22 protein-coding genes are annotated in these 20,137 nt (G+C 41.7%); 4 read left to right on the forward strand and 18 right to left on the reverse strand.

Annotation, left to right across the window (positions count from 1 at the left end; translation table 11 throughout):
• Window positions 1-10 precede the first annotated feature (10 nt).
• Both JOD21_RS01320 and JOD21_RS01325 read right to left on the reverse strand, forming a co-directional pair.
• Complete coding sequence (locus JOD21_RS01320; RefSeq protein WP_204727845.1) at window positions 11-853, reverse strand: metal ABC transporter permease; 843 nt, start codon at window positions 851-853, stop codon at window positions 11-13.
• Window positions 854-1,624 carry a metal ABC transporter ATP-binding protein gene (locus JOD21_RS01325; RefSeq protein WP_204727846.1) on the reverse strand — a complete coding sequence of 257 codons (771 nt, stop codon included), beginning with the start codon at window positions 1,622-1,624 and terminating at the stop codon, window positions 854-856. It lies immediately after the preceding gene.
• A gap of 136 nt (window positions 1,625-1,760) precedes the next feature.
• Between JOD21_RS01325 and JOD21_RS01330 the strand changes: the two genes are divergently transcribed.
• Window positions 1,761-2,000, forward strand: coding sequence for a hypothetical protein (locus JOD21_RS01330; protein WP_204727847.1), 240 nt, complete (start codon window positions 1,761-1,763; stop codon window positions 1,998-2,000).
• Window positions 2,001-2,037: 37 nt separating this feature from the next.
• On the opposite strand, the gene JOD21_RS01335 is transcribed toward JOD21_RS01330, so the two are convergent.
• On the reverse strand, window positions 2,038-2,931 hold the full coding sequence (locus JOD21_RS01335) for a deoxyribonuclease IV (RefSeq protein WP_204727848.1): 894 nt from the start codon (window positions 2,929-2,931) through the stop codon (window positions 2,038-2,040).
• Between the two features lie 16 nt (window positions 2,932-2,947).
• A complete protein-coding gene (locus JOD21_RS01340) occupies window positions 2,948-4,249 on the reverse strand; it encodes a DEAD/DEAH box helicase (protein WP_204727849.1) in 1,302 nt (433 codons plus the stop codon).
• A gap of 144 nt (window positions 4,250-4,393) precedes the next feature.
• Here JOD21_RS01340 and JOD21_RS01345 point away from each other — a divergent pair, with 144 nt between their 5' ends.
• The gene (locus JOD21_RS01345) at window positions 4,394-4,720 is read left to right on the forward strand and encodes a YqfQ family protein (RefSeq protein WP_239581244.1); all 327 of its coding nucleotides are present in this window, start codon (window positions 4,394-4,396) and stop codon (window positions 4,718-4,720) included.
• Window positions 4,721-4,790: 70 nt separating this feature from the next.
• A complete protein-coding gene (locus JOD21_RS01350) occupies window positions 4,791-5,765 on the forward strand; it encodes a 4-hydroxy-3-methylbut-2-enyl diphosphate reductase (RefSeq protein WP_041122897.1) in 975 nt (324 codons plus the stop codon).
• A gap of 26 nt (window positions 5,766-5,791) precedes the next feature.
• On the opposite strand, the gene JOD21_RS01355 is transcribed toward JOD21_RS01350, so the two are convergent.
• The 10 genes from JOD21_RS01355 to ccpN form a co-directional block, all read right to left on the reverse strand.
• Window positions 5,792-6,910 carry a Nif3-like dinuclear metal center hexameric protein gene (locus JOD21_RS01355; protein ID WP_204727851.1) on the reverse strand — a complete coding sequence of 373 codons (1,119 nt, stop codon included), beginning with the start codon at window positions 6,908-6,910 and terminating at the stop codon, window positions 5,792-5,794.
• The gene (locus JOD21_RS01360) at window positions 6,907-7,605 is read right to left on the reverse strand and encodes a tRNA (adenine(22)-N(1))-methyltransferase (RefSeq protein WP_204727852.1); all 699 of its coding nucleotides are present in this window, start codon (window positions 7,603-7,605) and stop codon (window positions 6,907-6,909) included. Before JOD21_RS01360 ends, JOD21_RS01355 begins: the two co-directional genes overlap by 4 nt.
• Window positions 7,606-7,705: 100 nt before the next feature.
• Window positions 7,706-8,248, reverse strand: coding sequence for a cytochrome c550 (gene cccA / locus JOD21_RS01365; protein WP_204727853.1), 543 nt, complete (start codon window positions 8,246-8,248; stop codon window positions 7,706-7,708).
• Window positions 8,249-8,404: 156 nt separating this feature from the next.
• Window positions 8,405-9,547, reverse strand: coding sequence for an acyl-CoA dehydrogenase family protein (locus JOD21_RS01370; RefSeq protein WP_204727854.1), 1,143 nt, complete (start codon window positions 9,545-9,547; stop codon window positions 8,405-8,407).
• A gap of 85 nt (window positions 9,548-9,632) precedes the next feature.
• On the reverse strand, window positions 9,633-10,169 hold the full coding sequence (locus tag JOD21_RS01375) for a hypothetical protein (protein WP_204727855.1): 537 nt from the start codon (window positions 10,167-10,169) through the stop codon (window positions 9,633-9,635).
• Between the two features lie 90 nt (window positions 10,170-10,259).
• Window positions 10,260-11,390 (reverse strand): RNA polymerase sigma factor RpoD, encoded by a 1,131-nt coding sequence (rpoD, locus tag JOD21_RS01380; RefSeq protein ID WP_204727856.1) that lies wholly within the window; start codon window positions 11,388-11,390, stop codon window positions 10,260-10,262.
• A 22-nt stretch (window positions 11,391-11,412) separates the two neighbouring features.
• Window positions 11,413-13,215, reverse strand: coding sequence for a DNA primase (dnaG, locus tag JOD21_RS19250; RefSeq protein WP_204727857.1), 1,803 nt, complete (start codon window positions 13,213-13,215; stop codon window positions 11,413-11,415).
• A 66-nt stretch (window positions 13,216-13,281) separates the two neighbouring features.
• Entirely contained in the window at window positions 13,282-13,731 is a 450-nt protein-coding gene (locus tag JOD21_RS01390) for a YaiI/YqxD family protein (protein WP_204727858.1), read from the reverse strand.
• Between the two features lie 256 nt (window positions 13,732-13,987).
• Complete coding sequence (locus JOD21_RS01395) at window positions 13,988-14,797, reverse strand: pyruvate, water dikinase regulatory protein (RefSeq protein WP_204727859.1); 810 nt, start codon at window positions 14,795-14,797, stop codon at window positions 13,988-13,990.
• A 12-nt stretch (window positions 14,798-14,809) separates the two neighbouring features.
• On the reverse strand, window positions 14,810-15,448 hold the full coding sequence (gene ccpN, locus JOD21_RS01400) for a transcriptional regulator CcpN (protein WP_338032845.1): 639 nt from the start codon (window positions 15,446-15,448) through the stop codon (window positions 14,810-14,812).
• 389 nt (window positions 15,449-15,837) lie between these two features.
• On the opposite strand from ccpN, the gene JOD21_RS01405 reads away from it, so the two are divergent.
• Window positions 15,838-17,205, forward strand: coding sequence for a glycine--tRNA ligase (locus JOD21_RS01405; RefSeq protein ID WP_380269860.1), 1,368 nt, complete (start codon window positions 15,838-15,840; stop codon window positions 17,203-17,205).
• A gap of 342 nt (window positions 17,206-17,547) precedes the next feature.
• Here JOD21_RS01405 and recO read toward each other — a convergent pair whose 3' ends face one another.
• From recO to JOD21_RS01425, 4 genes are all read right to left on the reverse strand, one after another.
• Window positions 17,548-18,318, reverse strand: coding sequence for a DNA repair protein RecO (recO, locus tag JOD21_RS01410; RefSeq protein WP_204727862.1), 771 nt, complete (start codon window positions 18,316-18,318; stop codon window positions 17,548-17,550).
• Between the two features lie 24 nt (window positions 18,319-18,342).
• Entirely contained in the window at window positions 18,343-19,248 is a 906-nt protein-coding gene (era, locus tag JOD21_RS01415) for a GTPase Era (RefSeq protein ID WP_204727863.1), read from the reverse strand.
• Entirely contained in the window at window positions 19,238-19,639 is a 402-nt protein-coding gene (locus tag JOD21_RS01420) for a cytidine deaminase (protein WP_204727864.1), read from the reverse strand. Before JOD21_RS01420 ends, era begins: the two co-directional genes overlap by 11 nt.
• A gap of 134 nt (window positions 19,640-19,773) precedes the next feature.
• Window positions 19,774-20,136, reverse strand: a complete 363-nt coding sequence (locus tag JOD21_RS01425) for a diacylglycerol kinase family protein (protein ID WP_239581246.1) — start codon at window positions 20,134-20,136, stop codon at window positions 19,774-19,776.
• Window position 20,137: the final 1 nt, after the last annotated feature.

Here is a 20,137-nt window from a genome sequence, read left to right on the forward strand (position 1 = left end):
TTTCACCCCATTATGATTTCTTTACAGCGAACCAATTTCGATAACCGATTGCAGCGAGTAAAATAATAATTGATGATACGACAATTGTGCCACCAGGTGCCAGATCCAAATAAAATGCACTGATTAAACCAACAATGACTGCAATCTCGCCAAACAGAACGGATAATCCGATTGTCTGTTTGAATCCCTTTGCAAGTCTCATGGCAGCAGCAACAGGTAACGTCATCAATGATGACACTAATAATATACCTACTATTCGCATTGAAGCTGCAATCACCAGTGCTGTCATCACCATAAAAATCAAGTGCAATGCTTTCGTCGATAATCCGGATGCTTTTCCAAACTCTTCATCAAATGATAACAGAAATAATTCCTTATATAAAAGAAAGACAACCAGCAACACGATCACTGCGATTCCTGTGATCAGATACAGATCACTTCTTCCTACCGCACTGACACTTCCGAATAAATAACTGAACAGGTCAGTATTAAAGCCGTCAGCCAGTGAAATAAAGATGACACCGACACCGATTCCGCCTGATAACAGAATTGGTATAGCCAGTTCCTGATAGTGTTTATACACAGCTCTGAGTCTCTCAATCAGCAGAGATCCTGCTACTGAAAAGCCCATTCCGAGCCACAGTGGATTCAGGCCGTTGAACATCACAAACGTTTTACTCAAAAACAGACTGGCTGCGATTCCTGAGAGTGTAACATGACTCAGTGCATCAGCAATGAGCGACAGTCTTCTGACTACAATAAATGCACCCAGCAATGGTGCAATCAGTCCGATTAATATTCCTGCTGCAAAAGCGTTTTGCAGAAATTCATATGTGAAAATTGCTTCTAACATTTAATGCACCCCGTGACTGTGATCATGATGAATTGTCTGAATGTCATGGCCGTAAAATGCGGACAGGTCCTGATCTTTTACCTGCTCAAAATCTTCTGCACTTCCATGGAAATGAAGTGTGTTATTCAGGCAGGCCACATGCGTTATTTTATTTGAAACCGTACCGGTGTCGTGTGTAACAAGCACTAACGTAATCCCCAGTTCAACATTCAGACGTTCAAGCATATCATAGAATGTCTGAACATTTTTGGCATCAACTCCAACAGTCGGTTCGTCTAAAATCAGCACCTGTGGACGGCTGACAATTGCTCTGGCGATAAAGACCCGCTGCTGTTGGCCTCCTGAAAGTTCACCGATATTTCTGTTTGAGAAGTCCTGCATACCGACTGCTTGTATCGCATCTATGATTTCACTTTTATATTTTCTTTCAACCCTTTTGAACAACCCTGCTTTTTTCGTCAGACCGCTGGCTACCACTTCATAAACCGTTGCAGGAAATCCGGTATTAAATGCATTCGCTTTTTGCGAAACGTAACCGATTTTCTCCCATTCCCTGAATTTACTAATCGGCTTTCCAAACAGTTTCACTTCGCCGCCTTTTGACTTAAGCAGACCGAGAATCAGCTTGAGCATGGTCGATTTACCGGACCCGTTTGGCCCTACCACGGCAAGAAAAGCTCCCTCAGGTACAGCAAGGTTAATATCAGTCAGTACCTGTTCTTTATCATAACGGTAATTTACATTAATCAGTTCAATTACATGATGACTCATCTTGTCACCTCTTCCAAATTAGAATCCTTACGATTTAACAATTCATTAGTATACACCTGAAGGGATCATATGTAAATGGATTCAGCCTGAAAAGTGATTCTCAGCTTTAATGAATACTGATAAACCAGGAGGTAAAATGAAAAATCACTCTTTTAACCTTGAATCTCTCCTCACGCTGTCACCAGCCAGGCTTCAGCTGTTTCTGTTAGCATCAGGGGTCTCTCTATCCGTTCAGGAATGTTCACAGCTCCAGCAGGTCGCTAAACTGCATAAAGGTACGCTGCAATCTCTTCCACTTTTGTACAAAGAAACCGAGCAGGTCCTAGGTAAAAAGAAAATGAAAGAACTACTCAATAAATCTTCATTATTTCTTTGAAAATAAAAACAGACTGTCCGCAGACAGTCTGTTTTCATCAACCTTTTTCAATCTCTTCAATTAACTTTTCGTTAAACGTTCTGTTTTGAAGCATCTTGATTTCATGTTTGTAAGGTGGTTTTTTATTCTTTTTATCTTCTCCAACATATGGCGTCTCCAGGATCTTCGGAATGTCCTTAAACACATCATGATGGACAATCCGGTCAATCGCTTCATAACCAATGTGACCGAACCCGATATTTTCGTGCCTGTCTTTTGAAGCACCTCTTGGGTTTTTACTGTCATTCACATGAACCACTTTAATGCGGTCAAGTCCAACAATTCTATCAAACTCTTCTAGTACGCCTTCAAAGTCCTGCACAATATCATATCCTGCATCATGAACGTGGCATGTATCAAAGCAGACTGAAAGCTTCTCGTTATGAGTAACACCATCAATAATCTTAGCGAGTTCATCAAAAGAACGACCGCATTCTGATCCTTTACCAGCCATTGTCTCAAGCGCTACCTGAACAGTCTGATCCTGTGTCAGCACTTCATTTAACCCTTCAATAATTCTTTCGATCCCTCTGTCAGCACCGGCACCAACGTGAGCACCAGGGTGCAGTACGATCTGTTTAGCACCAAGGGCTGCTGTGCGCTCAGTTTCAGAGCGGAGAAAGTTAACGCCAAGCTCGAAGGTTTCAGGTTTTGTTGTATTTGCGATATTAATAATATATGGCGCATGGACAACAATGTCCTTCATACCATGTTCTTTCATATGAGCAAGGCCCGCTTCAATATTAAGTTCTTCAATCGGTTTTCTTCTTGTATTCTGAGGTGCTCCTGTATAGATCATAAATGTGGATGAACCATATGATAATGCCTCTTCACTGGCACCAAGCAGCATCTTCTTACCACCCATTGATACGTGTGATCCGATCTTCAGCATATTGATATCCCCCATGTTAATGATTGTTTCTTCTGTTCTTTCTGCGTTCTTTCTTTTTAATCTGTTCCATTTTATAATTCATTTTCTTCTTGTAGCCAGGCTTCACTTTTTTAGGTTTACGGATCAGAGATTTTGCTTTCTTATCAATCTCATTCTCACCCTTCGGACGGCTTGATCGCTTATGACGATCATTCAGTTCCACCCATTCGCCGGCCTTTACTTCCTGATGGCTGAATGTAATGCCCTTTTTCTCAATTTGAGCAAGTGCATCTTCATCTGACGGTTCATAGATTGTAATCGCTGTTCCTGAGTGTCCTGCACGCGCTGTTCTGCCTACGCGGTGGATAAAGAAATCAAGATCCTTTGGCAGTTCAAAGTTAATGACATGGCTGACTCCTGGAATATCAATTCCTCTGGCAGCCAGATCAGTTGCAACAATATACTGATATTCAAGGTCTCTGATCTGCTTCATCATCTTGTTACGTTCACGAGGTGTTAATCCACCGTGCACGCGGCCTGTTTTCAGTCCTTTATTCAACAGGTAATCTGCTACTTCATCCGCTTTTGATTTTGTATTTGTGAATACAATCGCCAGATACGGGTTAATTGCATTCAGCGTATCGAAAAGAACGATCTCACGGGAGCGGCTCTTTTGTGGAACTAAAATAAATTCAATATTTTCAGCCTGAATCTGCTTAGGTTCAATATGAGCATATTGCGGATTTTCCATATACTTTTTAAGGAAAGGCTTCAGTTTCTCAGGAATAGTCGCTGAAAATACATAGATCTGAAGGTCCTCCTTCATACGGGATGCAATCTGATCCACATCTTCAATAAAGCCCATCTCAAGCATCAGGTCTGCTTCATCAATAACAATCGCCTGAGCAGTATATACCTGCAATGCCTGTTCATTCACAAGATCATTGATTCTTCCAGGTGTACCTACTACGATATGAGGCTGCTGTTTCAGCTTCTCAATCGCTCTTTGCTTATCAGTCCCGCCTACAAACACTTTACTTGTGATTGACGTTTTTTCAGTGATGACTTTAACTTCATGTTGTAATTGCTTTGCAAGCTCTCTTGTCGGGGCAGTAATCACAACCTGAACCTGCTGACGTTCTTCATCAACCTGGTTGATCAGCGGGAGCAGATAGGAATGTGTTTTTCCTGTACCTGTCTGAGACTGCCCGATCGCACTTTGACCTCTGTTGATCATTGGAATCATCTTTTCCTGAATCGCAGTAGGTGCATGGAATCCCAGTCTTTCAATTGCTTCCATAATGAATGGTTTGAAATTATATTGTTTAAATGATGACATAACCGTCACTCCTTTTATTCGCATCAAAACTTTATTATAGTCTTTTTTTCATTAAAAAGCTATGTAAATCTGAACAGCCGCTTTTCATGTATCCCGTATCTATCAATCTGAGCATATGATATGAGTGTACAGGAGGTGTTTTTCATGTATGGTTACAGACCTTATTATCCAATGATGTTTACCCAGTCAGTGCCAAAAACTTCATCCGCACTATCGTTAGCTTCAATCCAAAAATGGACCGGAACAGCACAGCAGTTTATTAAAACGGCCAATTCCTTTTTACCGTATGTTCAGCAGTATGGACCGCTTGTCAAAAACTTTCCAATGATGTGGAAACTTTACAAAGCCTTTAGTGAAACTGAGGCAGTGGCTGAAAAAGAGGTGAATGATGATCAGGTTGCCCATGCCCAGGCAGAGCCGATAGCGGAACCTGTTAAAACGTATGAATCCATTCCAAAGCTTTACTTATAGCTTTTAATTGTTCCATGAGTCCAACTGCTTTATACTGATGGTATAAAGTCTTACGTGCAGGAGGATTCTGATGAAGACATTAAAAATAACACCGCGCGGATATTGCTATGGTGTAGTAGATGCAATGGTGATCGCAAGAAATGCAGCAATGGATAAATCCCTGCCCCGTCCTATCTATATTCTGGGCATGATCGTTCATAATAAACATGTGACAGACGCATTTGAAGAAGAAGGGATTATTACCCTCGATGGAGAGAATAGAAAAGATATTCTCGAAAAAGTAACTGAGGGTACGGTTATTTTCACTGCGCACGGGGTATCACCGGAGGTTCGTGAAATTGCCCGTCAGAAAGGGTTAATTTCAATCGATGCAACGTGTCCTGATGTAACAAGAACGCACGATCTGATTCGTCAGAAGAAAGCTGAGGGGTATCATATCGTCTATATCGGTAAAAAGGGACATCCTGAGCCTGAAGGTGCTGTAGGCGTTGCACCTGACGTTGTACATCTTGTGGAAAAACCTGAGGATGTGGAACACCTGACGATTGATAACGATAAAATTATTGTCACGAATCAGACGACAATGAGTCAGTGGGATGTTGCAGATGTCATGGTTAAAGTAAAAGAAAAATACCCACAGACTGAAGAGCACAAAGAAATCTGTATGGCTACCCAGGTTCGACAGGAAGCTGTAGCCGAACAGGCAGGTGCAGCAGATCTGCTGATTGTTGTAGGTGATCCGATGAGTAACAACTCAAACAGACTTGCGCAGGTTTCTGAAGAGATCGCCGGAACACCTGCACACAGAGTTGCCGATGTATCTGAAATTAAACACGAATGGCTGCTCGGCTGTGAGACGGTGGCAGTCACTGCTGGGGCTTCAACACCTACCCCAATTGTGAAAGAAGTCATGAATTATATTGGACAGTTTGATCCGGAAAACCCGGAGACATGGCTTGGAGAAAAAAATGTACCGCTCGCAAAAATACTGCCAAAAATCAAAACACCTACTAAACCTGAAACAATTATGCCATATTCAAAATAAAAAAGAGCTGCTCCGGCAGCTCTTTTTTATATGAACTTAAACGGCTCAGTAGAAAGGTCTGATGCAATAAACTTTACTTCAAGCCCATCCTTTTCTGCCCTCACATTAAGTTCAGATGCTAATCCTGTTTTCATAATTTCTTCAACATGATGGCCCGGGTCAATAATAGAAATACCGGCTGCCTCTGCATCCTGGGCAGTATGAAAATCAACGTCACCGGTTACATACACATCAGCTCCTGCAAACTTTGCTGTCTGATAGTATTTACTTCCCATTCCGCCGAGAACAGCAGCTTTCTTGATAATCTTTTCAGGATCTCCGGTCATTCTGAGCGCCGGCACCCCAAGCTGACGCTTAACAACTTCACCGAAGTTGCGCAGTGTCATCGGAGCAGACAGCTTTCCAACGCGTCCAAGCCCATATTTTTCACCCGGTAATGATTCAGTAAACATATCATAAGCCGGCTCTTCATATGGGTGTGCGGACCTCATTGCTCTTATAACTTCTCTTTCTATTGAACTGAGAAAAATACTTTCAATTTTGACTTCAGCTGCCATTTCAGGCTTCCCCTGCTCACCTAAAAACGGATTGGATTCCGCGCCAGGTGTGAATCTTCCGGTACCATTTGAAGTAAATGTGCAGTCTGAGTAATCCCCAATCCGTCCTGCTCCTGCAGCTGTAATTGCTGTGCGGACTTCTTCAGCATGACTCTCCGGCACAAAAACGATCAGCTTTTTATATTCATCTTCATATGTTTTAACAAGCACTTCGGTCTCCTTAAGATCAAGCGCTTCAGCCAGCATATCATTGACCCCGCCTTTTGCCACATCAAGATTCGTGTGAGCAGCATAGACAGTGATATCATTTTTAATACACTTTTCGAGCAGTTTTCCTGCATTTGTTTCAAGGTTGATTGATTTTAAAGGTCTGAACAGCATAGGATGATGTGCAATAATAAAATTCGCACCTTTTTCTATCGCTTCATCTACTACCTCATGTGTCACGTCGAGTGTAGTCAGCACTTTGGATACTTTCCGGTTTAAAGCGCCGCTTTGCAGACCAATCGGGTCACCCTCCATTGCCAGAGATTTAGGGGAAAACTGCTCTAACAGCCCGACTATTTGATGACCGTTTGGCTGTTTCATTGGATCGCCTCCTCTATCATCGTGATTTTCTGTTCAATTTCCTGCTTTTTTTTATTCAGTGAAGATTGCTGCCCGGCCATTTCCATCTGCTGCAGAATTTTTTTATATTGATTCAATTCCTGTTCCCATTTTAATTTGAAAATGGCAGTCTGATTTTTAATCAGTACCGGACCAAGAAGTAATTCAGATGGTGACAGGTCTATCTGTCCTTCAGCACGCTCAGCCAATAAGACTTCATAAATTTTCTGATCTTCTTCAAGAATTCTTTCATCACTGATATGCCATCCATTAACCTGAAGCCAGCTTCTGATTGAAATCGCACTGATATTAGGTTGAAGGATGAGTTTTTTTACACCTTCGAGTCGGTCTTTACCGTTTTCAAGTATTTCACTGATCAACGGGCCTCCCATACCGGCAATCGCAACAGTTGTTACTTCTCCCGGCTCGATCACTGTTAGACCATTTCCCTTTCTGACATCAATATAATCACCCAGTTGATCCTGTTTTACCTGATTGACTGCAGACTGATAAGGACCTTCAACAACTTCACCTGCAATTGCTTTTTTAATTCTATTTTTTTTCACAAGATAACACGGCAAATAAGCGTGATCTGAACCGATATCAGCTACAATTTCATCCCGGCCGACATAGTCCGCCACTGCTTGAAGCCTCTGTGATAATTGACTGCTATTCATTTGAACACATCCTTTAGACTGATCGTTCTTATTCATATACAACTTGAAAAAAGAGCGGTCCGTTAACGGCCGCTCCTTTTACTGTAATGATATATGCAGATTATGCCGCGTCTTCTTCAGAAGATTCTTCTCCTGAGCCTTCTTCAGCGTCTCCGCCTTCTTCAGATCCTTCACCAGAAGAACCTTCTTCTGAACCTTCCTCAGATCCTTCTTCTGCGCCTTCTTCAGAACCTTCCTCTGGAGCTTCTCCGCCGCCATCAGTTCCAATTTGCGCTACCCATTCAGCCATTGCCTGAGCGTTGCTTTCTTCAACAAGACCTGAAGGCATTGAACCACGGCCATTGACAACGATATCAGCGATTTCATCAACTGATAGTCTTTCACCTACACCTACAAGCGATGGGAATCCACTGCCGCCTTCATAGTTTTCACCATGACAGCTGATGCAGGCATTCTGATAAGTTGCTTCAGGATCGAAGTCTTCGGTACCTTGACCGCCGCCTTCACCTGAGCCACCTTCGCCGCCTTCTCCTTCTTCCGCCATTTCTTCAGAATCGCTGAGACCCTGAACAGACATAAAGAAAACAACACCGAAGCCAAGTACCATAATCAGTAAAAATGGAATAATCGGATTCTTATTCATGTATAACCCTCCCTTTTAAGAAAAACTATGTAATTATCAACCTATAATAGCAGGTATGAACACTACATATTTTACTTTACTTTATGGGAATCGGAAAGACCCAATACTCAACTTTTCCCCTTTTGTCGCATTTTAGACACAAACAATAAAAATTTTTTAAAAAGCACCTATTTCTCTTGATATCACCATTCTTTGAATTTCAGACGTTCCTTCGCCAATTTCGAGCAATTTCGCGTCACGCAAATATCTTTCGACGTGATATTCCTTCATATATCCATAGCCTCCGTGGATCTGAATCGCTTCATCACATACTTCCATACAGATCTCTGAAGCATACAATTTTGCCATAGAAGCTTCTTTCGTGAATTTTCTTCCCTGGTCTTTCAGCCATGCTGCTTTATACGTCATATTTCTTGCCAGTTCAATTTTCATTGCCATATCAGCCAGTTTAAATTGAGTTGCCTGAAACGATGAGATGCTTTTGCCAAACTGTTTACGTTCTTTAGAGTAACTGAGCGCTCGCTCGTAAGCAGCCTGAGCAATACCTACTGCCATTGCAGCAATACCGATTCTGCCGCCATCGAGCGTCATCAGAAACTGTCTGAAGCCCTCACCCTTCTTCCCAAGCAGGTTTTCTGTTGGAACATTCACTTCGTCGAGTACCAGCTCAGTCGTATTGGAAGAATGCAGCCCCATTTTTTCATAGTTGTCTACAACTGTGAAACCGTCAGCATCTGTCGGAACGATGATTGCACTGATTTCTTTTTTACCATCGTGGTTTCCTGTTACTGCTGTCAATGCAAGGAATTTAGCATAACTTGCGTTCGTTATATAACTTTTGTTTCCACTAATTGTATATGTTCCGTTTGATTCTTTTGCTGTTGTCTGAGTGCCGCCTGCATCTGATCCTGCATTAGGTTCTGTCAGGCCGAATGAACCAAAAGATTCTCCCGAACAGATTTTTGTTAAGTATTTCTCCTTCTGCTCCTGCGTGCCGAACATATTAATTGGTGCTCCGCCGAGTGATATATGGGCAGAATATGTGATGCCTGTCGAGCCGCACGCTCTGCTTAATTCTTCTGTCACAATTGCGAAGCTTGTCGTATCTCCCCCTGCTCCTCCGAATTCTTCCGGAAAAGGCAGTCCCATCATCCCTAATGAGGAAAGCTCCTTAAAAATATCTTTTGGAAATGCTTTGTTGCGATCCCGATCGAGTGCTCCCGGCGCAACTCTGTCCTGTGAAAACTCCCTGATTGTCCGTTGAATCATCTGCTGTTCCTGTGTCAAATCAAAATTCATGTTGATCCCCCTTGTTTAAATGCGCTTACATAGTCATTATAAAAGAAAAGACTGAAAAGTCACAGTCTTTATTTTTTTCTATCTGTTATATGTATAAAATAATGAGGACAATCACACCCAGAACTCCGGAAACTGTAAAGTAGTGCTGTTTTGAAAATAGCCCCGCCACTGCCCAGATCAGACACTGAATACCAATGATCAGATAAAGCATATTTGTATTGCCATCATACATGAAGCGCCACAATTCTATTGAAAATAATAATATAATAAAGGCAGCTGCGATTCTGCTGAAAACTCTCACAGCAGGTGACGCTCCCGGCCTGAAACTGACGATCATGATGCCCGCACTGACCAGTATCGAAATGACTGCCTGCAGTGCAAGCGCAAGATCTCCAAATAGTAATGCAATGACTGTCAGTAAACTTCCTGCAAGTGAAAAACCGGCTACAAAGATATTCGCTTTTCTATCAGGCTTTTCTACCGCCTTGGTTTCACCCGTTTCTTCATATTCACCGCTTGTGTATAGATTAATTAAGTAGTCACAATAAGACTCAGGAAGCAGTCTGTTTTGTTTCCAGTACTGAATTTCATTGACAATGATCTCTTTCCTTTTCTTATCCATCCAGATCCCCCCATAGCCTGTTAAGTATGACTATACTCGAAGCAGCACAGGAAAAAAAGAAAAAAAAAGCTGGCAGCAGCCAGCTTTTTTTTATTCAAGAAAATCTTTCAGGCGTTTACTTCTACTTGGATGGCGTAGTTTTCTTAATGCTTTCGCTTCAATCTGACGGATACGCTCTCTTGTCACTCCGAACACTTTACCAACTTCTTCAAGCGTGCGCGTACGGCCGTCATCAAGACCAAATCTGAGTCTCAGAACATTCTCTTCACGGTCAGTCAGCGTGTCCAACACATCCTCGAGCTGTTCTTTGAGCAGCTCATATGCAGCGTGATCAGACGGTGACTGCGCTTCTGAATCTTCAATAAAATCTCCCAGGTGTGAATCATCTTCTTCACCAATCGGTGTTTCTAAGGAAACAGGCTCCTGGGCAATTTTTAGAATTTCCCTTACTTTTTCAGGAGTCAGATCCATTTCTTCTGAAATTTCTTCCGGAGAAGGCTCGCGGCCAAGATCCTGAAGAAGCTGACGCTGCACACGGATCAGTTTATTAATGGTTTCCACCATATGAACCGGAATACGGATTGTTCTGGCCTGGTCAGCAATTGCGCGTGTAATGGCCTGTCTGATCCACCATGTCGCATACGTACTGAACTTGAACCCTTTTCTATGGTCAAATTTTTCAACTGCTTTAATCAGACCCATATTTCCTTCCTGAATCAAGTCAAGAAACAGCATTCCTCGGCCGACATAACGTTTAGCGATACTGACAACCAGACGCAGGTTGGCTTCAGCCAGACGTCTTTTGGCTTCTTCATCGCCTTCTTCAATTCTGGTTGCAAGGTTAATTTCCTCCTGTGCAGAAAGAAGATCCACCCGTCCAATTTCTTTCAGATACATTCTCACAGGGTCATTAATTTTAACGCCGGGAGGAACACTCAGGTCATTCAGATCAAATTCCTCTTCCGCTTCTTTTCCAAGCTCTGTAACAGATGGGTCGGCATCAGCGTTTTCTTTCAGTACTTCGACACCCTGCTCACCAATCTGCTCGTAAAACTCTTCGATTTGTTCTGTATCTAATTCAAATCCGGCAAGCTTTTCAGCTATATCCTCATAGGTAATTTCACCATTCTTTTTTGCTGCTTCCAGTAATTGTGCTTTAATTTGTTCTAATGTTGCTGTTTCAGGTTCTGTCTGCTTGGAACGTGTTGACTTCTCAGCCATTTGTCCCCCTCCTTCCAACTTCCTAACGATGTTGCCCTTTTAGAGCTTTCCACAGTTGAAAAATTTCCATTCCCAATGCTGTGGCTGACTTCATATCATTCATTTGTTCAGCTTGTCTCAGTTCAGCTTCTTTTTGTCTGATTACCGTCAGCTGAGTATACTTTTTCATCTCATTTATATAATCTGCTATTTCTGCTTTTGTTACTTCAGCATTTAATTCCAGCATTGTTAACTCTGTTGCTTTTGACCGCAGATGCCTGTCAGGTAAACACTCGATAAATGCGCCAGGTTCAAGCGATTTTCCTTCTTCAATATAAGTAAGAAGATAGGTGAAAATAGCCTGATAATCATCTGATTGAAACGCAAGTCCACCTAGTTGATCCTGAATTGTATAAGCAGTATCGTTTCCGGTCATCATATAAGCAAGGAGGTAGCGTTCCGCTCTTTGATGTGCCTTCATAATTGTCTGCTTTTTCGGCGGCGGAAGTGGTTCTGGCTGAACCTCTGTTTCTTTGATAGGCATAAAAGTTTTCAGCTGTTCATCTAAAGACGAAAAAGAAACACCCGTATCGTCTGACAGCTGTTTTAAGTAAAGCTCTTTTTCCACTGCACTGCGAAGCGATGAAATTTCAGGCAATACAGCATTGATATAAGACAATCTGCCATCTTCAGACTGCAGGTTTTTGCCTGATCGTAAATACCACATTTTATAAGCCATTAATGATGAGGCATTTTGAATAATATCAGTTTTAAACTTTTCCGGCCCGAATTTCTGAATATAGTCGTCGGGATCTGTGTCAGCTGGTAATCTGCTTACTTTAACAGTCATCCCGTTTGAAGCCAATTCTTTTGCAGCTTTATAAGCTGCTTCGGTTCCGGCATTATCTCCATCGTAGCAGATGATGACGGTATCAGTCAGGCGTTTGATCTGCTGGATGTGCTGTTTAGTCAGGGATGTACCCATTGTAGCGATTGCATTGGATACGGTTTCCGAAGCAGCAATCACATCTGCAAATCCTTCAAACAATACCGCATATTTTTGTTTACGGATTGCTCCTCTTGCCCTGTGCAGGTTGAAAAGAAGTGAATTCTTTTGAAAAAGCGGTGATTCGGGGCTGTTCAGATATTTCGGCTCATTTTTGTCAGGATGAATAATTCTGCCGGAAAATCCTACAGTCCGCCCTTTTGAATCTTCAATTGGAAACATGACACGATTTCTGAAGCGGTCAAAATACGATCCATTATCTCGCTTAATCAGAATACCCGCATCTTCCATTAATGAAAGATTGAAACCTTTTTTCTCAAGCAGTGTTGCTGCTGTCTCCCAGCCCGGTAATGCCCAGCCAACTTTGTATTGGGCCAGTTGCGCTTCACTGAATCCACGGTTAAGCATATACTCCAGCGCTTCCTGACCATCCTCTGTATTCATCAGAAGATGATGAAACAGTTTTTCAAGGAGACCGATCCCTTCAAGCTGTGTTTTTTCTTCCTGGTTTGTTTCAACCGGAGCCGCTTCCCCGGTATCACTGAAATCAAATTGTATATCTGATTTTTCGCCAAGAGCAGCGACTGCCTCCTGAAATGGCATTCCGTTATGATCCATTAAAAATGTAAAAACATTTCCTCCTGCCCCACAGCCAAAGCAATGAAAAATCTGCTTTTCAGGTGACACAGAAAAAGAAGGAGAGTTCTCTCCATGGAATGGACATAGGCCAAAATAATTCCGACCCTGTTTTTTCAGTTGTACATACTCACTGATCACTTCTACAATATCAGTATTTAACCTGACTTGATCTACAACTTCTTCAGGTATTCTTTCTGGCACTTACTCACCACCAACTTAACTTTGTGATACTGTACTTTTCGTCAAAGATCTTCATTTTCCTGCATTTTAAGTCAAAAACTTTGAAAGCAGATTTGAAAATGACATCAGATCCTCTTCTGTTACTTTTTTAGGGCCTCCATGGAACCTGCCTTTTTTTCTTTCCTGTTGATATAGATATCTGAAAGAAAGGCTGGTTTCGATCGTGTCTTGATTGTACTCTTTTCCCCTGGGCGAAATGACATAAACCCCTTTTGACAGCAGCATGGATGCCAGGCCGATATCCTGTGTAATCACCAGGTCCCCCTGTTTTGCTTTATTTAAAATAAACAGGTCGCAGGCTTCACTCCCATCATCAATAAAAGTCCATAATGACTGATCAGCATCTGCACTGTAATGATTATAGGTGGCAACAAATCTGATCTGAACCTGGTCTTTATATCTGATGATTTCATCTTTTACTGCTCCGGGACAAGCATCAGCATCTACATATACAAAGACATGATTTATATTTTCCATAGTGGTACCATTCTGCGTTATGCCGCAAAAATCCTTTATTAATGTATCTTTTTATCACAATTTTTTATTATAGTACATTTACGTGCCTGCCGCCATTCTTTTTCACAAATATATTCTCTGTCTATCGTAAGCTCCTTTATTTAAAACAGTTTTTATAGCGCAACTGTTAATTAGAGCGGAAATGCATGATCTCTATTAACTGTAAAATACGTCATTCTTCAGCATGTAAAAACAGATGCCTGTATCGACATCTGTTTTATACATTCATCAGATCATTTAAAATAACATTCGCTGTTTCTTCAACGGCTTTATTTGTCACATCTATCACCGGACACTTCATACGGCTGATCACGTGATCAAAGTGCTTCAGCTCTTCTGCGATTCTTTCCATTTTTGCATACGTTGCATCATCTTTCAGGCCCAGTGCAATTAATCTTTCTTTTCTTATATGATTTAATTTGTCTGAACTGATTTTAAGACCGTAGCATTTTTTGGGATCGACCATAAAAAGCTCTTCGGGCGGTTCGATCTCAGGTACGAGCGGAACATTGGCGACCTTCAGCCTTTTATGTGCCAGATACTGTGATAATGGTGTTTTAGATGTTCTCGACACACCGACTAAAACGATATCAGCTTTCAGGATTCCCCTTGGGTCTCTGCCGTCATCATACTTTACGGCGAATTCAATTGCTTCAATTTTTCTGAAGTAATCTTCATCAAGGTCGTGCACCATGCCAGGCTCATTAATAGGTGACTCCTCACAAATTTCCTGCAGGGACTGTACAATCGGTCCCATCACGTCATGTGCAGTGAGCTGATATTTTTTGACTTCCTGCTCTATGTAGGAACGGACATGAGGTTTTACAAGCGTATACACAATGATTGCCTGATTCTCTTTTGCCAGTGTAATGACTTCATCCACATGACCTTTGTCTTCAATATACGGAAATCGTTTGATTGTAATTGCTTTTCTTGACTGCCGGAACTGGCTGACACTGGCTTTTGCTACCAGCTCAGCTGTTTCACCGACTGAGTCTGATACGACATATACATGCACTTCGTTCATGACTCCACCATCCTATTCTTCATCCTTTGAAAGGCTGACAAATGCTTTTGTGATATTTGTTTTAGTAATTCTGCCGGAAACTTCATATCCTGCTTCTGTTTTTTTCACAACAGGCAGCGAGTCAATCTGTTTACTGATTAACTTTGAAGCCACTGTTACGAGTAAATCTTCAGGCTCGCAATAAGTTACATTCGGCATCCTTGTCATAATAACATTGACAGGCAGACTCGTTAAGTCCTGCTGGCCGATACTTGCTCTTAGGAGGTCTTTTCTTGATACTACTCCTGCAAGAAGCCCTTTTTGATCGAGTACAAATAAAGTTCCCACATCTTCAAGAAACATATGGCAAATTGCATCATATACTGATACGTGATCCTGAACGGCTACCGGCATAGACTGATATTCTTTTACGTGAAGCTTTTTCAGATTTTCAGTCAGCAGCTGTGTGCCTGATTTTCCTGTATAAAAATATCCGACTCTCGGACGGGCATCTAAAAATCCGGCCATTGTCAGAATCGCTAAATCCGGTCTCAGTGTTGCTCTTGTTAAATTCAGTCTGTCAGCAATCTGTTCTCCGGTGATTGGGCCATCCGCTTTTACGATTTTTAAAATCTCGGATTGTCTTTTATTAAGTTCGATGTTGTTCACCACCCAGAAAATTCAATAGTGTTATACTGTTTCCCAATATTATATACTAAATGAAAGGTCAGTCATAGTAAATGATTTTAACCTGAAACAAATTTTTATTGAGTATTCATTCGAGAAGTGATAGGATTGTATAAAGATAAATCATGTGCGCAATGAAGGAGATATAAGTACCTTTGTATGAGCGACCGGGGATAGTGAAAGCCCGGGATAAAGGGAAACGGCACTCCGGAGCAATGCAGGAATCAAGGTGGGTGCTCTTAAGTGCATCAACCAGGGTGGAACCGCGGTCAAGAAGCACCGTCCCTGGACTAGAATGATCTAGTCCAGGGACGGTGCTTTTTTATGCACAGTAAACATTCACTTTAAAGGAGTGGTAAAGCATGACTAAAAATATGGACGATATTGTACACATTGCAAAACACAGAGGATTTGTATTCCCGGGTTCTGAAATTTACGGGGGCCTTGCAAACACATGGGATTACGGCCCGCTTGGTATTGAATTAAAGAATAATATCAAAAAAGCCTGGTGGAAGAAATTTATTCAGGAGTCTCCACATAATGTAGGGCTTGATGCTTCAATCCTGATGAACCCTAAAACATGGGAAGCTTCAGGTCACATTGGCAACTTTAATGATCCGATGATTGACTGTAAAAGCTGTAAATCAAGACACCGTGCAGATAAGCTGATTGAAGCGGCAATTGAAGAAAAAGGTGAAGAAATCATTGTTGATGGCCTCCCATTCAGCAAAATGTCAGAACTCATTGAAGAGTATGATGTTGCCTGCCCTACCTGCGGAGCAAAAGACTTTACTGACATCAGACAATTCAATCTGATGTTCAAAACGCATCAGGGTGTAACGGAAGGCTCAACAAACGAAATCTTCCTTCGTCCGGAGACAGCTCAGGGGATCTTTGTTAACTTTAAAAACGTTCAGCGTACAATGAGAAAGCGTGTGCCGTTTGGTATTGGACAGATTGGTAAAAGTTTCAGAAACGAAATCACACCTGGTAACTTTACTTTCCGTACGCGTGAATTTGAACAGATGGAGCTTGAATTCTTCTGTAAGCCGGGCGAGGACCTTGAATGGTTTGGCTACTGGAGAGAATTCTGTAAAAACTGGCTGTTAAATCTTGGTATGAAAGAAGACAGCATGCGTTTGCGTGATCATGATGAAGATGAACTTTCACACTACAGTAATGCTACAACTGATATTGAATTTAAATTCCCATTTGGCTGGGGAGAACTTTGGGGCATTGCAGACCGTACAGACTTTGACCTGAAGCAGCATATGGAACATTCAAATGAAGATTTTACTTATCTTGACCAGCAGACGAATGAAAAGTACGTTTCTTACTGCATCGAGCCTTCACTTGGTGCGGATCGTGTTACACTTGCATTCCTGTGTGACGCATATGAAGAGGAAGAGCTTGAGAACGATAAGAGAACTGTACTGCGCTTCCATCCAGCTTTAGCACCTTATAAAGCGGCAGTACTGCCTTTATCCAAAAAGCTTGGATCAGAAGCAATAAAAGTGTTTGAACAGCTTTCCCAGCACTTTATGGTTGATTACGATGAGTCTCAGTCTATTGGTAAGCGTTACAGAAGACAAGATGAGATCGGTACGCCTTACTGTATTACGTTTGACTTTGATTCTTTAGAAGATCAGCAGGTGACTGTCCGTAACCGTGACACGATGGAGCAGATCCGTATGCCGATTGCTGAAGTCCAGTCGTTCATTGAAAATAAAATTAAATTCTGATCAAAATAAAAAAGCGTGCTGATTAAATATCCGCCTTTGAAAAAGTCAGTTAACAAAGACCGGTTCATTTACGCTTCAGGCGTAGGCTTTCCGGACGGCGGTCGCTGAGCCTCCTCACCTTCGGTTGCGGGGTCTCAGCTATCCCGCTAATCGTCCCGGAGTCCACGCCTTCCGCTTCAATGAACCTAAGCACTTAAGAGAATGTTTAGAATCAAAAAAGATGACGCTGAATAAACAAGCGTCATCTTTTTTTATAATAAAATAGTAACTCAGAACTGAATCTTAATGTCATATGATAATTTGTTGTCTTAGTTTATAGTCTTCATACTAAAATTATACTCTTTACTTGTTCTCAGGGCCTTCCATTGTACGTTTCATGCGCTCCATCTGATCAAGAAATGATCTTGACTTTGCGTAGACGCCGACGTATTCGTCGTAATAGGTTCTGATTACTTTTTTTAACTCCTGCTTGGTCTGTTCCTGCAGTGAGACTTTTCCAAGGCGGTGAAGATCAATAAAGTAAAACAATCTTAAAATCCTTACTGCCTTCCCTGAGAGTGGCAGACGGTAGTCATCAAGATGCTTACAGCGGTGGCACAAAAAGCCGTTCATTCTGAAAGAAAAAGAAAAATCCCCGTCACCTGCAGCGCAGTTTGCACATTGATTCAATACAGGCTGAACGCCGAACAGCGGAAGAAGCTTCAGCTCGAAAATGTAGCAGATTACTTCTTCATCATAGCCTTCATTAATCAGTGCAAATGACTGCTGCAGTAATTCAAACAAAAAAGGATCCGGTTTTTTATCTTCAACAGCTTTATCAAGCAGTTCTGCCATATAAGATGCATAGGCTGCTTTATAAAGATCTTCTTTCATCGTTCTTGAGGAACTGATCATATCACCCTGCTGCAGTGATCCCATCCCGCTTCCTCCATGATACATGTAGATACCATGAGTAAACATTTGGGATACTGAAGACAGTCTGCTGTTCGTTTTTTTAGCCCCTCTGGCCATTAGAGCTACTTTCCCGAGCTCTCTCGTAAAAAGAATAACAATTTTATTTGTTTCACCGTAATCTCTTGTCCGGATGACAATCCCTTCACACTTATGAAGCATTCATCAGGTCTCCTTTAGTGCCGCTTAATATTCCTTATCGTTAAATCCGAAATCTCTTAAGCTGTTCGCTTTATTACGCCAGTCTTTTTGGACTTTCACCCAAAGTTCCAGATACACTTTTGATCCAAGCAGGTTTTCAATATCTTCTCTGGCACGCTGACCGATTTCCTTCAGCATTGCCCCTCTTTTACCAATCACAATTCCTTTTTGTGAGTCTCTTTCAACAACAATTGTAGCCATGATATCGATCACTTCACGGCCTTTTTCTTTTTTAATCTGTTCAATTGAGACAGCTATTGAGTGAGGAATCTCTTCACGTGTCATATGAAGTGCTTTTTCACGGATCAGTTCTGAAATGATGAATCTTTCCGGATGGTCAGTTACCTGATCAGCGGGATAGTATTGAGGACCTTCAGGCAGATATCCTTTTATCTGATCAAGCAGCACTTCAACATTGTTTCCTTCGAGTGCAGAAATCGGCACAGTTTCAGTAAATTCAAACTTTGAACGGTACTGGTCAATCACCGGCAGAAGTTCATCCGGATGAACCGTATCAATTTTATTCAGCACAAGAAACACAGGTGTTTTCACACCTCTAAGAAGTTCCATAATATATTCATCCCCGCGGCCGAATCCTTCATCTACATTGACCATAAATAAAATCAGGTCGACTTCACGAAATGTATTTGTTGCCATTTTAATCATAAAGTCGCCAAGCTTATGCTTCGGCTTATGGATACCCGGTGTATCAATAAAAATCATTTGACTGTCATTTGTTGTCAGCACACCTTGAATTTTATTTCTTGTTGTTTGCGGCTTATCACTCATGATCGCGATCTTCTGTCCAATCACACGGTTCAGGAAAGTAGATTTCCCTACATTCGGCCTGCCGACAATTGAGATAAATCCTGATTTATGTTTATTCTCCATTTAGATCCTCCGGCATAAATGCACCAGGCAATAATTCAGCCACTGTCAGTTCCTGAATATCTCCTGAAAGATTTGTTAAGTATACAGTCATATCCTGCGGGCAAAGCTCTGCAATAACCTGTCTGCACGCTCCACACGGAGGAACCGGACGTTTTGTATCTGCAACCACTGCGATCGCAGTGAATTTACGTTCACCTTCTGCATACGCTTTAAACAGTGCTGTACGCTCTGCGCAGTTACACATGCTGTACGCTGCATTTTCAATGTTACACCCGTGATGGACTGTCCCATCCTCTGTCAGCAGCGCTGCACCTACTTTAAATTTTGAATATGGCACATATGCTTTTTCACGTGCTTTTTTAGCTTCCGTAATCAACTGATTAACATTCATTTGTAAACTCCTTTAATAAAAAATATCGTTATGATTTGAGGGTTAAAAAAAGGAGAAGACTCACCGTGCCGGTTAAGTATTTCTCCTTACATTCATTATACTATAAATACATCTGCAGTTTATAAAAAACTGTCTTATAGAAGCGAAAGGATTTTAGGAATGAAAATAATTCCTCCCGCAATGGCCGCTGCACATGAAAATATGAAAACTGATGCAGCGCCGGCATCTTTTGCCTGTTTTGCAAGCGGATGCTGTTCAGGAGAGATCAAATCCACCGTTCTTTCCACAGCAGTATTCATCAGTTCAAGCGCAAGTACGATGCCAATTGTGATAATAATAACCAGCCATTCGAGGTTGGATATATGAAAAAACAGCCCTGCTGCAATAATCACAATCCCTGCAACAGTATGAATTTTAAAGTTTTGCTCTCTGTAGAACACATCTTTCAAACCATGCGCGGCGTATTTAAAAGACAAAGCAAATTTCTTTGGATTCATC

The organism is Jeotgalibacillus terrae (assembly GCF_016908195.1).
GTDB lineage: Bacteria > Bacillota > Bacilli > Bacillales > Jeotgalibacillaceae > Jeotgalibacillus > Jeotgalibacillus terrae.